Source organism: Novosphingobium sp. TK46, from assembly GCF_055361525.1.
In genome coordinates, this window is sequence record NZ_CM143963.1 from 2,441,754 (window position 1) to 2,456,253 (window position 14,500).

16 protein-coding genes and 2 pseudogenes are annotated in these 14,500 nt (G+C 60.1%); 13 read left to right on the forward strand and 5 right to left on the reverse strand.

Annotated elements, in window-relative coordinates; all coding sequences use genetic code 11:
- Position 1: 1 nt before the first annotated feature.
- Positions 2–784: a molybdate ABC transporter substrate-binding protein gene (gene modA, locus ACXJ1Z_RS11670; protein WP_463776832.1), complete on the reverse strand. Its 783-nt coding sequence runs from the start codon at positions 782–784 to the stop codon at positions 2–4.
- A gap of 99 nt (positions 785–883) precedes the next feature.
- Here modA and ACXJ1Z_RS11675 point away from each other — a divergent pair, with 99 nt between their 5' ends.
- From ACXJ1Z_RS11675 to ACXJ1Z_RS11695, 5 genes are all read left to right on the forward strand, one after another.
- Entirely contained in the window at positions 884–1,561 is a 678-nt protein-coding gene (locus tag ACXJ1Z_RS11675; RefSeq protein WP_463776833.1) for a DUF938 domain-containing protein, read from the forward strand.
- A gap of 88 nt (positions 1,562–1,649) precedes the next feature.
- Entirely contained in the window at positions 1,650–2,147 is a 498-nt protein-coding gene (locus ACXJ1Z_RS11680; protein WP_463776835.1) for a GNAT family N-acetyltransferase, read from the forward strand.
- 133 nt (positions 2,148–2,280) lie between these two features.
- A complete protein-coding gene (locus ACXJ1Z_RS11685; RefSeq protein ID WP_463776836.1) occupies positions 2,281–2,580 on the forward strand; it encodes a DUF938 domain-containing protein in 300 nt (99 codons plus the stop codon).
- A 104-nt stretch (positions 2,581–2,684) separates the two neighbouring features.
- Positions 2,685–3,641, forward strand: a complete 957-nt coding sequence (locus ACXJ1Z_RS11690) for an aldo/keto reductase (protein WP_463776837.1) — start codon at positions 2,685–2,687, stop codon at positions 3,639–3,641.
- Between the two features lie 2 nt (positions 3,642–3,643).
- Positions 3,644–4,498, forward strand: a complete 855-nt coding sequence (locus tag ACXJ1Z_RS11695) for an alpha/beta fold hydrolase (protein ID WP_463776839.1) — start codon at positions 3,644–3,646, stop codon at positions 4,496–4,498.
- Between the two features lie 61 nt (positions 4,499–4,559).
- Here ACXJ1Z_RS11695 and ACXJ1Z_RS11700 read toward each other — a convergent pair whose 3' ends face one another.
- Both ACXJ1Z_RS11700 and ACXJ1Z_RS11705 read right to left on the reverse strand, forming a co-directional pair.
- Positions 4,560–5,807: a cytochrome P450 gene (locus ACXJ1Z_RS11700; protein ID WP_463776840.1), complete on the reverse strand. Its 1,248-nt coding sequence runs from the start codon at positions 5,805–5,807 to the stop codon at positions 4,560–4,562.
- A 26-nt stretch (positions 5,808–5,833) separates the two neighbouring features.
- Positions 5,834–6,160: a 2Fe-2S iron-sulfur cluster-binding protein gene (locus ACXJ1Z_RS11705; RefSeq protein WP_463776841.1), complete on the reverse strand. Its 327-nt coding sequence runs from the start codon at positions 6,158–6,160 to the stop codon at positions 5,834–5,836.
- Between the two features lie 138 nt (positions 6,161–6,298).
- Here ACXJ1Z_RS11705 and ACXJ1Z_RS11710 point away from each other — a divergent pair, with 138 nt between their 5' ends.
- From ACXJ1Z_RS11710 to ACXJ1Z_RS11740, 7 genes and pseudogenes are all read left to right on the forward strand, one after another.
- A complete protein-coding gene (locus ACXJ1Z_RS11710) occupies positions 6,299–6,937 on the forward strand; it encodes a TetR/AcrR family transcriptional regulator (RefSeq protein ID WP_463776843.1) in 639 nt (212 codons plus the stop codon).
- A gap of 203 nt (positions 6,938–7,140) precedes the next feature.
- Positions 7,141–7,338: pseudogene (locus ACXJ1Z_RS11715) on the forward strand (Arm DNA-binding domain-containing protein); the annotation flags it as partial.
- Positions 7,339–7,469: 131 nt separating this feature from the next.
- Positions 7,470–7,538: pseudogene (locus ACXJ1Z_RS11720) on the forward strand (hypothetical protein); the annotation flags it as partial.
- A gap of 99 nt (positions 7,539–7,637) precedes the next feature.
- On the forward strand, positions 7,638–8,294 hold the full coding sequence (locus ACXJ1Z_RS11725) for a tyrosine-type recombinase/integrase (protein WP_463776844.1): 657 nt from the start codon (positions 7,638–7,640) through the stop codon (positions 8,292–8,294).
- Positions 8,291–9,499: a tyrosine-type recombinase/integrase gene (locus ACXJ1Z_RS11730; protein WP_463776845.1), complete on the forward strand. Its 1,209-nt coding sequence runs from the start codon at positions 8,291–8,293 to the stop codon at positions 9,497–9,499. The genes ACXJ1Z_RS11725 and ACXJ1Z_RS11730 overlap by 4 nt, the downstream gene beginning before the upstream one ends.
- A 183-nt stretch (positions 9,500–9,682) precedes the next feature.
- The gene (locus tag ACXJ1Z_RS11735; protein ID WP_463776847.1) at positions 9,683–10,144 is read left to right on the forward strand and encodes a hypothetical protein; all 462 of its coding nucleotides are present in this window, start codon (positions 9,683–9,685) and stop codon (positions 10,142–10,144) included.
- 515 nt (positions 10,145–10,659) lie between these two features.
- Entirely contained in the window at positions 10,660–11,463 is an 804-nt protein-coding gene (locus ACXJ1Z_RS11740) for a hypothetical protein (RefSeq protein WP_463776848.1), read from the forward strand.
- 876 nt (positions 11,464–12,339) lie between these two features.
- Here ACXJ1Z_RS11740 and ACXJ1Z_RS11745 read toward each other — a convergent pair.
- Entirely contained in the window at positions 12,340–13,020 is a 681-nt protein-coding gene (locus ACXJ1Z_RS11745; RefSeq protein ID WP_463776850.1) for a hypothetical protein, read from the reverse strand.
- Positions 13,021–13,163: 143 nt separating this feature from the next.
- Entirely contained in the window at positions 13,164–13,415 is a 252-nt protein-coding gene (locus ACXJ1Z_RS11750) for a DUF6356 family protein (protein WP_463776851.1), read from the reverse strand.
- 108 nt (positions 13,416–13,523) lie between these two features.
- On the opposite strand from ACXJ1Z_RS11750, the gene ACXJ1Z_RS11755 reads away from it, so the two are divergent.
- Positions 13,524–13,997, forward strand: a complete 474-nt coding sequence (locus tag ACXJ1Z_RS11755) for an Lrp/AsnC family transcriptional regulator (RefSeq protein WP_463776852.1) — start codon at positions 13,524–13,526, stop codon at positions 13,995–13,997.
- Positions 13,998–14,500 lie beyond the last annotated feature (503 nt).

Sequence of the window (14,500 nt, forward strand, 5' to 3'; positions counted from 1 at the left end):
GTCAGCGAGCCGGTGAGGCGAAACCGTGGCGCCGGAATATGGCCTGCGCTTGCGCCGATAGCAGAAAGTCCCGCAGCGCTTGCGCATCGGCATTTCGCGCGGTGGTGAGTACCGCCACCGGATAGGTGATCGGCGTGTGGCTCCGATCGGGGAACGTCGCGACGATCCGCACTTTCGGCTCGGCGATCGCGTCGGTGGCATAGACGATCCCTAGCGGAGCCTCGCCGCGCGCGACCAGTGCGAGTGCGGCGCGCACGTTGTCCCCTGCCGCCACGCGCCCCGACACCTGGTCCCAGACGCCCAGCGCCTCCAGCGCCTGCCTCGCATAGCGCCCGGCGGGCACCCCTGCGGGATCGGCCAGCGCAAGCTTGCCCCCGTTCAGCGCGGCGACCAGGGGGAAGCCGGGGCGCGCATCAAGGGAGACCTTGCTGGCCACGGGGGCGATCAGCACCAGGCTGTTGCGTAACAGCGTGGCGCGGCTGGCCGGCCGGATCAGCGTCTTGCCGGCCAGTGTATCCATCCATTTCTCATCGGCGGAAATGAACACGTCTGCGGGCGCGCCCGCCGCTGCCTGTCGCGCCAGCACCGAACTGGCGGCAAACGACAGGACCGGAGCGGGATGGCCTTGGCTTGCCCAGACCCGGGTGGCTTCGTCCAGCGAACCTTGCAGGCTGGCGGCCGCAAGCACGACCGGACCGCGTGGTTCCTCGCGGCCTCGAAGCAGCCAGAACGATCCGGCGCCCAGCGCGACCAAGGCAAGCAGCACCAAAAGAATGCGACGCAAGGCGGGTGTCCTTCTTTATCGATATACGGCTGGATATAACGTTGACGGACTGCCTGAACAGCATTTCCTCATGGCGGCGCAGGGCCTATCGACGGCGGCATGACCGATGCCCGTCGCCATTCGCCCGCCGCCCTTCGCAACCGCGAGGCGATACTGCAGGTTCTGAAAGCAACATTGCCCGCAAACGGTTTCGTGCTCGAAATCGCGAGTGGCTCCGGCGAACATGCGGCGTATTTCGCCCGCGCGCTGCCTTCCCTCGAATGGCAGCCCAGCGATCCCGATCATGAGGCTCGCGCCTCGATAGAGGGCTGGCGTGCGCAGGAAGGCGGCGCCAACCTGCTGCCGCCGATCGCGCTGGATGCCGCAGCGGCTGCCTGGCCAATCGCGCGGGCCGATGCCGTGGTGTGCATCAACATGCCTTCTAAAAGTTGTTATCCAGCAAAATCATCTACCTATGACGCCTGCGTGTGCATCAACATGGTGCATATAAGCGAGTGGCTCGCGACCGTGGGCCTGTTTAGAGGATGCGCGAAGCTGCTCGTACTTGGCGCTCCGCTGGTGCTTTATGGTCCGTATATTGAACACGGAATCGAAACCGCCCCGTCCAATCTGGAGTTCGATCGCTCGTTGAAGGAGCGCAATTCAGAATGGGGCTTACGGAATATCGCTGACGTGGATCGGGTGGCTGCTGAGTACGGGTTCCGCCGGACCAAACGGGTCGAAATGCCAGCCAACAATCTCATTCTCGTCTATCGCGTCGGCGAGTCAGGCTCTTGATTTTGGCTAATGTCCGTTCACGCCCCAATTGCGGACACGGGTAAGCAGCCTTGACGTGCGACTTCAACCCTCTGCTATGGGGCTATCGATGTTGATACGACACGAGCAAAAAGGCGACTACGATGCCATCAGCATGGTGACTGCACTGGCATTTGCCGATGCGGAACATAGCGACCAGACCGAGCCGGAAATCATTGTGAGGTTGCGAGCAACTGACGCCCTGACAATCTCGCTTGTCGCGGTCGATGACGACAGGCTGGTCGGTCATGTCGCTTTCTCACCAGTCACGATCAATGGGGCTGAGGACGGGTGGTTCGGGCTGGGGCCAGTTTCGGTCGAACCGGATCATCAGGCGAAGGGCATTGGTTCAGCTCTGATCCGTAGCGGCCTCAAGCAGCTTGAATCCCAAGGGGCTGCTGGATGTGTCGTCTTAGGCGACCCTGCCTACTACGCGCGCTTCGGGTTCGAGAGGCATGACAATCTGCGGTATGATGGTGCGCCGCCAGAATACTTCATGCGCTTGCTCCTTGCCGCGCCCACTACGCCGTCTGCCAGCGTCGAATACGCTTCTGCCTTTACCGGGTAACTCTCGTCCGCTCTCCACCGCCCTTTTAGACGTTCCGCCTCGCCTTGCATGGACTGATGTGACCGATCCGCTCATCGCAGCCTCATCTTGGTAACATATTGATTTGAAACAAAAAGCTTTAATAAATAGGCTGATGTCTATTGTGAACATGATCCACATCAGCCCCTGGTCCGCCAGCGTAGGCTTGATGCGCCATGCCGGACAGATCCTGACAACGGGCGCGCCGCTGGTGCTTTATGGGCCGTTCGTGTGCGCGGACGTGCCGCTCGCCGACAGCAACGTGGCTTTCGACGCCGATCTCAAGGCCCGTGATCCACGATGGGGGTTGCGTGATCTCGATGAGGTTTGCCAGCTTGCGGCAGAGCATGGCTTCGAGCGCAAAGCGGTGGAGATGCCAGCCAACAACCTCTCGCTGGTGCTGCGTCGTCGCTGACGCCCGCTTCGTGTAAAGACGATGCGACGCAGCGGCGATCGCAGCTGATAAACGCTTCGCATCGCAACGAGGCCGTGCTTTCCTGCACAAGAGGAGAAGCGATAATGGACATGCGCAAGCTGGGTAGCGGCCTGGAAGTCTCGAAACTGGGCCTTGGCTGCATGAGTATAAGCGGCAGCTACGGCGACAGGATTTCCCAGGCCGATGCGGATGCGCTGTTGCGCAGAGCCTTCGACCAGGGCGTGACCTTGTTCGATACCGCCGAGATCTATGGCCCGTTCCTGGGCGAGGAGATGGTTGGTCTGGCGATCACGCCGTTCCGCGATCAGGTCGTGCTCGCCACAAAGTTCGGTTTCAAGATCGATCCCGATACCGGCCGCGCGGCTGGAATGGACAGCCGCCCGGAGCATATCCGCGCGGTGGTCGAGGCTTCGCTGCGGCGGCTGGGTACGGATCACATCGACGTGCTCTACCAGCATCGCGTCGACAAGGACGTTCCGGTCGAGGATGTCGCGGGAACGGTCGCGGAGTTGATCGCTGCCGGCAAGGTGCGCTGGTTCGGCATGTCCGAAGCGGCGCCCGAGGACATCCGTCGCGCTCACGCGGTGCAACCGGTCGCAGCGCTGCAAAGCGAGTATTCGTTGTGGACGCGTGACATCGAGGCCGAGGTGCTGCCGACTATCCGCGAGCTGGGAATCGGCCTCGTGCCGTTCAGTCCGCTCGGCAGGGGATTCCTGACGGGGGCAGTGCAGCCCGGTTCGTTGGCCCCAAGCGATTTTCGCGCCGGCATGCCGCGCTTTCAGGCCGAAGCCGGGGCGAGCAACCTGCGTCTGGTCGACGCGCTCAAGGCGCTGGCGGGGCGCAAGGGCTGCACACCCGCGCAACTGGCGCTCGCATGGGTTCTGCATCAAGGCGAGGACATGGTGCCGATCCCCGGCACCCGGCGCATCGATCGGCTGGACGAAAATCTTGCCGCCGCCGACATTGTCTTGAGCGCTCAGGATCTCGGCGAGATCGAACAGGCGCTTCCGGCCGCGCAAGTGGTGGGCGAGCGTTACTGACGATGGATCCTCAATTCATCATCGACGATCTGACCGCCAGGGCGGAGCGGATCGAGACCCCTTGCGGTGACGGTTCGATGGTCTGGCATGCGTGGGGGCAGGGCGAACCGCTGGTGCTTGCGCATGGCGCGCAAGGATCATGGCAGCACTGGGTGCGCAACATCGATACGCTATCGGCGTCGCGCCGGGTGATCGCGGCTGACTTGCCCGGCCACGGCGACTCAGCCTTGCCCGACACGCCCGATCACCCCGGTATCGCCAAGGCGCTGGCGGATGGTCTCGCGCTTATCCTGGGTGAGGGTGTTGCCGCCGATTTGTGCGGCTTCTCCTTTGGCGGCTTGTGCTTTGCGCATCTTTCGGCATTGCACCCGCAGGTTGCGCGTCGGCTGGTGCTGGTCGGATGCGGTGGGCTGGGCACCCCGGCGGGCCATGTTCATCTGCAGCGTGTCAGCGGCTTGCGCGGAGCGGAACGAGAAGCGGTCTTGAAAGCCAATCTGCTGGGCCTGATGCTGCACCATCCCGAGAGCGCCGATGCGCTTGCCGTGCACATGCTGCTGCCCAACGCGAAACGTTCGCGCCTCGTCGCGGCGGACATGGTGCTGCCCGACAAGTTGCTGCGGATACTTCCGCGGGTGCAATGCCGCGTCGATGCGATCTGGGGTGAGTTCGATCGCCCGCATCCCGATCCTGCACTTCAGGAAGCGGCGTTGCGCTCGGTGTGTCCGGACCTGCTCTTCGCGGTCGTGGCCGATGCCGGGCACTGGGCGATGTATGAACGGCCGCAGGCCTTCGAGGAGGCGTTGGCCGGGATCCTGGCAGCAGGCGCATCAAGATCTGGCAGCGCGACGACCTCGTAATCGCCGCGCTGCTGGCGATGAACGTCCTCACCGCCAGCGCTTAAATCCAGTTGCGAGCCTACTACCAGACGAGCGGCAGGTATTCGGGGCCGACCACGCCACCCGGGCGGTATTCGATCTCGTAGCCGGGCTTGATCTGGAACTTGGGAATGCGCTTGAGCCATTCCTGCAGCGCGATCTTGACCTCGAGGCGAGCGAGGTGCGCGCCCATGCAGCTGTGCACGCCGACGGTGAAGGCCAGGATCGTCTTGCGGGGGCGATCGAAGTCGACTTCCAGCGGATTCGGAAACACCTCGGGGTCGAAGTTGCAGGCCGGCAACACGCAGGTGATGCGATCGCCTTCCTTCATCTGGACGCCGCGCATTTCGTAGTCCTTGGCCAGAACGCGGCCCGAGAACGTCACCGACCAGCGGCGGAGCAGTTCTTCCACGACCTTGTCGATGTCCTGCGGGCGATCGATGATCTCCTGCACCTTGTCGGGATGCTCGGCCAGATACATCCAGATGTTGTTGAGGGTCGCGAAGACCGTATCGAGCCCGGCGATGAACAGGAACACCACGAAGCCGAACACTTCCTTGTCCGACAGCGGCACGCCATCGAACTCGGCATGGGCGATGCGGCTGACCACGCCTTCGTCCGGGTTGGCCTTCTTTTCCTCGATCGCCATCTTGAGGTAGTCTGAGATGCTCTTCATCGATTGCGCCATGATAGCACGATCGTTCGAATGGAGCAGGTTCACCGCCCAGTCGACGAAGGTGTCGCGCATCGATTGCGGCAGGCCCATGATGTCGAGGAAGACTGAGACGGGCAGGGTGCGGCCGAAGGATGTGGTGTACTCGCACTCGCCCTTGTCGATCACCTCGTCGATCAGATCGTTCGCAAGCTCGCGAATGCGGCCTTCCAACGCCATCACGCCCTTGGGGCTGAGCATGGGATCGACGATGTTGCGATACTTGCGGTGATGCGGCGGATCGATCTCGATCGGGATGAAGTAGAAATAGTCGTCCGGATCGCGCGGGAACGGCGTGGCGCCCTCGTTCGAGAAGATCTCGGGGTTGCGCAATACGAACAGCGCGTCCTCGTGCTTGATCGCACTCCAGGCATTCTGGAACGGCGAGACGTCGTACCAGATCGGCGGAAAATCCTCGTGCAGCTTCGCCATGAAGTCGTGCGGTGCCTTGAGGAAGTCCGGCGCGAAAGTGATGCCTGCAGACCTGATCAGTTCGGGTGCGACATGATCCGGAACCTGATCGGGACCGGCGCGACGCGGAAGCGTCGGCGGTACGGGATTGGCGGCGTCTATGGCCATGGTGAGATCCTTTGTTCCGTGCCGGCTTAGTACTGGGTTTCAGGCAGATGCACGACGAGCCCGTCGAGTGCGTCGGTCATTTCGACCTGGCAGCTGAGGCGGCTGGTCGGCTTCACGCTCGCACCGGCCGATTCCAGAAGCTCGGCCTCGACCTCCGAAGCGGGTGGTCCCACCTTGTCCATCCACTCATCGTCGACGTAGCAATGGCATGTCGCGCACGACAGGCCGCCGCCGCATTCACCGACGATGCCGTCGATACCGTTGTAAAGCGCGACGCGCATGACGTTCTCGCCCGCTGGCGCATCGACATCGGTTGCCTCGCCATCAAAGGCGACGAAAGTGATCTTGGGCATCTTCTCTCCATGAGAACATTGTTCTCGATCTCTTAGCGCGCAAGATAGCGATCGTCAACTTAGGCTGTGTTGCCGCGCACCGCGAATGCTGCGATCGCCGGTGGACCATGTGCGGGATCGTGGCTAGTCCATGTTCGCATGGCAACAACCGTCGAACCATACGCCTCCCAGGCGAGTGACGACCGCTCCAGCGTGTTCATTCTGGCAGCCAGCGATTTGCTCGAGGAAAGCGGACTCGAAGGGCTGACCATTCGTGCGGTCCTCAATCGGTCCGGCCGCGCGCGGCGGGCGTTTTACGAACAGTTCCAGGGCAAGGACGACCTGGTGCTGGCGGTGTTCGAACGCACCTTGCACTTTGCGGCGGAGCACTTCCGTCAGGAGGCGACGAATGCCGCCGATCCGCTCGAAGCGTTGCGTGTCATCGTCACCAGCCTGGTCGTCGGTCAACTCGGCTATGGCCGTGGCACGGCGAACAGCCGGCGCAGCGCCGCATTAAGCCGCGAGCATTTGCGGCTGGCGGAATCGCGACCGCAGGATCTCCAGATCGCGCTCAGTCCGCTGCTGGCGATGATCGCGGAAGTAATCGCCGCAGGGATCGCCAATGGCCAGCTTCGTGACTGCGACCCGCGTCTGCAGGCAGGGCTGGTGTACAACTTCGTGGCGGCCACGGTGCATGTCGAATTGCTCGCCGAAGAGGGAGATCATCCCAATCTGGAACGTCGCGAGCAATTGTCCGATGCGATCTGGGAGTTTTGCCGCAGGGCCGTTATCGCTTGATCCGCCCGTGATGAGGCACACCCTACGCGGCTAAGCCGCATTTTATGGGAAAAAGTGCAATCAAATCAGTGCAGGCGTTTCAGGAATCGCTCGACAGTTCGGGTGCTCACGATGGCTGTCAGGTCCCCGCAGATCCGCAGACTTCCGAGGCTTTTCTTAATAGTTTTGCTGTACCTGATGGCCTTATGGTCCCCAAACGACCGATGCAGCCTCGAAGGGCATTTCTTGACGGCAATCTCGCTCGCCGCAAGCTGCCCACGCGCAGCAAAGAATACTGCATCTGGGACACACAACTGCCTGGTTTCGGGCTTCGTGTCAGACCGTCAGGCGCCCGCTTTTGGTTCGTTCGGCTGCGGCAGCGTGGCAAGCATCGGCGGTTTAGTCTGGGCAAGACGGTGGATGTCGAGGCAGTGGCGGCACGCGCCAGTGCACGTCGCCTGCTTGCCGAAGTTGCTCTCGACGGCCTGCCCAAAAGAGTGGTCGTCAGTCTACTCCGACACTCACCGATTATGTCGAGATCTACTGGAAAGACATTGCTCGGCATTGGAAGCCATCGACGCAGAAACGCAACTTCGAAGCGTGGAAGCGCGACCTTGGGCCGGTATTCGGGAGCATACGCGTTGCAGACATAACCCGTGCTGATGTGACACGGTGGCGAGATGATTGCTCGGGTGACCTCGAAGCGCGTTTCAATCGGGCGGTGCCGGTGTTCGCATCGCTGCTGAACTACGCCGAACAGCTGCACCTGAGACCCAAGGGATCAAACCCTTGCAGGGCTATGCCGCGCTACCGCCGCGCGCGTTGTGAACGCTTCCTCACTCCGCTTGAATATCGTCGCGTAGGAGCGGCTCTAAGCGAAGCGGAAGGTGACTACCCAGCCGAGGTCGCGATTATCCGATTGCTGCTCTACACGGGTGCTCGGATCAGCGAGATCAAGGACCTCAGATGGGAATGGGTCAGGCCGCCATACCTGCTCCTCCCGGATAGCAAGACCGGCGCGAAAACCATCTGGCTCAACAGTCAGGCGCTCGCCATCCTCGACGCTGTACCACGCATCGGCGACTGCCCATTGGTTTTCCCGAACGTCAAGCGAACGGGGCCGATGGTTCTCGGAAAATGGTGGCCAAACTTCCGACGTACATGCGCGATACCGGACGTGCGCATCCATGACCTGCGGCACAGCTTCGCTTCGACGGCTGTCATGGACAACGTTCCTCTTGCAACTATCGGAAAGCTGCTTGGCCATCTGCTCGTCGAGACTACTGCCAAGTACGCCCACCTGTCCGATGACACCATCGCTGACGCGGCGCAGCGGGTCTGCGGCGCTTTGGCTCGCAACATAGGGCTAACGCGATGACGGCTCTTTCGCTCAAGCAGGTGTTGGCAAAAGCACTTGCCGAGATCGGCGCCAATCTGCTGGACCTTCGCGTCCCCAAGGGCCGTCCGCGGACAACGACCTGGATCGGTGTCGAACACGGCTTCGGCGTACGGCACTACAAGAGCGGTCGAAACGTCTACATAGTTCAGACCCGCATGGGCGGGCGCGTCCGCACGGTTACGATCGGCCCCGCCAACGTGATCACGCAGCATCAAGCGGCCGCTGTTGCCCGGCGCGTGTCCGCTTACGCCCAGGTAGGTGGCGATCCGGCGACGGATCGTCGTCGCGCGCGAGGCGCACCGCGGTTTGACGATTTCCTCGAAGAATACTGGCGACGTTGGGCGCCGCGCTGGAAGCCGTCCACCTATGATCGCAATCAGTACTACCGCGCGCTCTACCTCGACGACGCGTTCACCGGCGTGTTCATCGACGAGCTGAACGAAGCGCACGTGACCAAGTGGTTCTCGATGGTGACGGATAACGGCGGCCCCGGCGCTGCCAACCGGACGCTTGGCATCTTGAGCCACATGCTCAACAAGGCCGAGAGCTGGGGATATCGCCGCGATAACACTAACCCATGCCGCGAGGTGCGCCAGAACCGTCGCAGGAAGTGCGAGCGGTTCCTCAGTGTCGCGGAACTGGAGAAGCTTGGGGGATTGCTCGCTAGGGAGAGGGCAGGCGACGAGAAGGTCCGTCCGGTGGCAGCCGTCGCCATCACTCTGTTGTTGCTGACCGGGTGCCGCTGCGGAGAGATTTTGGGACTACAGTGGCAGGATGTGAAGGGGAGCCGCCTCAAGCTTCGGGACAGCAAGACCGGTCCGCGAACCATCTGGCTTGGCGATGAAGCCAGGGCACTGATCGCCACTCTCCCACGCCATCGCGACATCCCTTGGCTGTTCTGGAACCTGAAGTTTAGAAAGCCGCTCAGAAGCCTTCAGTACTACTGGGAGGAGTTCCGCAGCAAGGCTGAATTGCGAAACGTCAGGCTCCACGACCTGCGTCATACCTTTGCCAGCCACGCGGCGATGAACAAGGAGTCCATTCCCATGATCGGGCGGTTGCTGGGCCATGTCAAAGCGGAGTCGACATCAAGATACTCTCACTTGGGCGATGAGCACTTGTTGGAGGCATCGAAGCAGATTGGGATCGTTGTTGAGCGATTGCTTGGCGGCACGGCGCCTTGATGGTCGAAGCGCTCGCTGCAAGCTACGGCTGGAGTATAGCTTTTCGATAGGCGTGCGGCCCCCAAGGCAGTATCGTCGGCCAAATACGATCGACGTTATTCGCTAACACGGGTGGCGTGGTATCCATCTTGTCCGGGATTACAGTTGGAAATGGCAAGGCTGCCCGACGCAAAGGAGGCCCATATGACCCCCTCGAAAGACCGAAAACCTGGCCTCATCAGCTTGGCAATCGCGCGGTTGGAAGTAAGTCCGCTTGGAACGATCCCGTCGTCGCTAAGCCTACTTGCGCTACCGTTCCTGTTTGTAGCAGCGGCGGCTACACAGGCGATCATAGACGATTCCTCATCGGTTCCCGCCTTGGCCATTTTTGGGCTTTGGCTGATCGTGGTTGTCTTCGATTTTGGCCGAGGCATATGGACCCTTGCCCATCCGTACGCCTCAGCGCGCTGGTTGCACGCTATACGTTGTGCGGTTGGCACAACCCTCGCCGATTGCGCTCTTGACCATCTGGTTATCTGCTACGGGGACAACCCAGACTACGTCATCAAGCGCTCTGACATGACTATCGCCGTGCAGGTCGCCAAGCGGCAGCGGCCAAGCCGTCAAGCTTGCGGGGTGCGCCTTGCCGATTATCAGCGCTCCTGATTGCCAAGCCGACTTCAGGCCAGCCACGCGGCTGAAAATTATCAACGTTGTCGCGCCTGGCGGACGACGGCACGGCCGCTTTGGAGCGCCGGACTGGCCTTTCCGACCGTTCGGAGCGGCTCCGCGCCCGGCCGTTCACGCCCTCAACCCAGTCATTCGAACGGCGTGACTGCACGTCCAAAAGCGGACGACCGTTCATCTGGCTTACCTACCCGGCCCCGGGCTTACAGCAAAGCCATCAAGACCAGTGCCATGCTTGATGCGGAGGCACAATCGTCTCCATCGGGGTCGATAGCCCCCCGTTCGAAGTCTGCGCTTAAGAGCCGAGAGGCGGACGCAAAACGCTAGATTCTAATGCCATTCCCGAGCACCATCGATGCCGCCATTCGATATGGACCGCCTGTAGCGTCCAGCAGTAAGCCCCTAGTCTTCGCAAGTTTGTTGTGGGAATATCCTGCAAATCGACAGAGAATCGATACCTGGGTCGCGGCAGCTTCATCAACCTAGGGGGATTTATGGTAGATCGTCGTCACCTTTTAGTCACCGGCAGCGTTGGTTTTGCTGCGCTTCTGAGTGGATGCGTTACTGGTCGCGGGCGAGCGTCGGTACCTGTCGAGACAATCCCGTTTGAAGCTCTGTTGCGACAAGTAAAGTACGATGTGGGCACATGGTTGTGGCGGCATCAGTATGAAAAGGAAGCTCTAAATCGTCCTGCGCCAGGAGCGTCACCGGAGAAGATCAAGGCTTTCAATGACCTGCTCGCTGCGGGGCAGTATCGTGAGACAAAGCCGGGACGAAAGGAAGCTTGTGCCGGACAAGTATCAATGACCTTAACCAAGGTGAAGCTCACTGTGACTGCCTCCGTTGATAACAAGACGGGAGCAAGCGGTGGACTGGAGATTCCGATTGGCCTGGCTTCATTTTCTCCATCTGGGAGTTACTCTGTGAAAGATTCTCAGAGCCTAACCACGACCGTCGAAATTTATCCAACGGCCCCAAATGCTTTAGACGAAGAAGAGTATGTCGACAGCGAGCCAGTAGCGCAGCCTGAGTTCACTGGTCACCCGATAACTGACACTCTAGAAGCGTTGCGTTCTTCGATGGAGAAAACGGCAGATACCAAGCCATGCTTCAATTTTGGCCTTGAGCAGGACCAGAAAGGCAATTCAGTGAAGCTAGGCTTCACCATCGAAAAAGTTGGCCAAGTCGGTGGTAAGCTTAAGCTGTTCTTTTTCAGTCTTGGCGCTGACAACACCAACACACGAACGGTCGCAAACACCATTGAGGTATCGTTTGTGAGTCGAGGTGAATTTGCCTGATCAACTAGGATACATAAGGGCAAGGTACGTTCGCCTCCTAAGGCAGAGTAGCGATCCTCAAACGCCCATGCTGCTCGTCGGAGGGCTGTCGCGCAGATGGAAACATCTAGGACTTGCGGGCAACGATTTGATCGCGTGACTGGTACTAAGCAGGGAATAGCCGGAGGTGTTAATAGCAACACCTTGCGGTTGACTTTCGGCTGATCCGTGTTGCCCGGTCGCGCCTGACTTCTTAGCTGCCGCTAGGGATGGAGGTTCACCCATTCCTGAATGGCTTTCGTCGCCTCTGCGAGTTTCGTAGCGACGTAATGGAATGCTGGCGGGCTACGGCAAGCACGATATGGCCCACTGCCACGCGACCCGCCCGTCCGAAATCAAGATCGATGCCGGGAATAGTGGACACGCGCAAAAGCGGGAGCAGGGCGCCTGACGCCCTCATTCCGGTCGCTCAGGTGACTCGACGGCGCGCCCGAAAGCTGACACTCGTTCATAATCGCGCAGGCGCTTGGGGAAGGCGGCAAGTGGGACAAATCCGCCGTTCCTTGCGGCTCAGTCGTATGGCGGCTTCCGGCGCATGACCCGCCGGTCGGCTAGCGACCCAATGTCGGCCGTTCGGCAGATCGGCTGCGGCATCCCTAAACCGGCCATTTCGAGAGCCTACAGCAGTCCCGTTTCTCCATGTCCAACAGACCGTTTCGGGAAAGAGCAATTGGGAACAGGTATCGGGAAAACGCCGGCGCCGGAGCGGGAAAGGCCCTAGCTCGTCCTGTCCGCTGTCTCGATCACCGTTCCGAAACGGGAAAGGTCGCTTATGCGCTACAGGGCTAGGGCTGAAGCTGCTGGCCGACGATATAGGGGTTCCGCTTTGTCAGGTCGTTACATCCCCTTGGTGAACCAGCTGGCGATGACATGGCCGTCTTCGATGTCCAGCTGGCATCGGCCCGTCCAGGTCGTGACTTCGAGGACCGCGCGATCCATGGCCACGATTTGCGAGTAGAAGCCCGGATCTTGCGCCCATGGTTCCGCCACCGTTGGGGCACGCCAAGCCAGCGTGCCGTCATGCTCGAAAGCCGCGATGTTCGACACATGAGGCTCGGCCGCGAAGCCGTAAGCTTCGTTGACGACGTAGACTCGGCGCCGATCGTGATCTGGCATGATCTGCGTCACTTCGGTGTTGCCAGCGCGAATGCTTTGCCGGACGCTGGCCGTAGCTGGATCGATTAACAGCAAGCCATGGTCGACGCCTACAAACAAGGTCCCGTCCATCAAAGCCATGATCCGTGCATTGAACCACGGCGCGCTTGGCACGGACACATCGCCGAGTTGGTTGATCTTGGCGAACAAAGTCCGCCGTCGGCGGACGCTGAGCTGCACCTTGGTTGGTAGGGGCGCCAGCTTAAGATCATGGATCTCTTTGTAGCTGCGTGCATCAAACTGTAGATCGGCAACGTATTCGGCATCTTCCTCCCGGTACATGTAACGCATTACCGCTTCTCCGCAGGCCGTTCTCAACTCACGAGGCCTGCTTGGTGAGCTAGGCCAGCGGCTATCATCCACGCACCACAATTCCCGATTAACCATCCTATTGGGAACGACCGACCGACGCTCAGAGGGGGTGTCCGCTTGATGAACGGGCGGCTGCTTTTGGGTTCCGTATGGAGCCGGCTAAATGACGAGGTTGGGGTGGATAGCGGCCATCTCTAATCCTCAATGTCGCTGTTCCGCTGCTCTGCCGCGATCATTGTGTGCCGTCGGTTGAGAACCATACGGTCATGAAGCTTACGTATGATGTCTCCGCCTCTTCTCGCGAATAATCCGGGCACCAAAGCGTGGATGAAGCACGCCAAAGCGCTGATTTGCATCGTGATGGCGAACCCACTGGCGGTCCGCAGATGCTCAAAATAGGTTTCATCCACATCAGCCGGATGGTCGAGAAAGAGACGCTTGATCATGAGGTGCTCCGATAAACTGAGCCAGCAACATACCAGGCAGAGAGAGATTATCTCACTTTTTGTCCGCCTCAACTGGTCTGACGGAGCATCACATGCTATCAAGGCTGGATGGTAGGGAATATTATTCTTGATAGCGTGGACAGGCGCATCCTTGGCATCTTGCAGGAGGATGCCACCGTCGCGATTGCCGAAGTTGCCGAGCGGGTTAACCTATCGGCAACGCCATGCTGGAAACGGATCAAGCGCTTGGAACGGGAGGGGGTAATCAGCAAGCGGGTTGCCATTCTCGACCGTAATAGTCTTGGACTAAGTGTAACGGTGATCGTGGCTATACGCACGGCGCAACACAGTGAAGAATGGTTGGATAATTTTGCCGCAGGTGTTTCGCGGATTCCGGAAGTGGTCGAGTTCTACAGGATGAGTGGCGAAATTGATTATCTGCTTAAGATCGTTGCGCGGGATATCGCCGACTATGATCGGATTTACCGCAAGCTCACCAAAGTTGCGCCTTTGACTGATGTGAGTTCGTCTTTTGCGATGCAGGAGATCAAGTCAACGACCGCTCTTCCGCTTTTCGGCTGAGCCCGTTACAAATGCGTCCGCTGAAATTTGCGTCTTGCGTGTGCCGAACTGCCGCTTCCGTCTTCAAGTGGGGCGTGAACGGCCTGTCCGGAATCGGGCACCGATGCCGCACATAGCGGACCCTGGCGCCGGCTTTCCCATTTCACCATCGATTCCGAGAACGCCTGCGCCGTCTCGCTGGCCGTTCCAAATCAGGAACGTAGCAACGACTGAAGAGCGGCCCCCCTTGCGATCGTCAGGGTTTGCCCACGCTCACCGTAGCCGGCTGGTGAAATGCCGCTGGTCGGCATTGAGCGGAAGCTTTCCTGACAATCCTACCAAGACCGGCATCAAAGCTTTGATAATCAGTCAGCACGGCGTTTCGCCGATCGAAGGTCAGCATACGCTCCTGTCCTCCACTACTGAGGTCCGCAAGCTTTACAGGATCGCTGCTGCTATTGCTCACAATATATGTCTGGTCTGATCCACACTTGTCATAGCAGTACGACCCGGCCCGTAGGTCC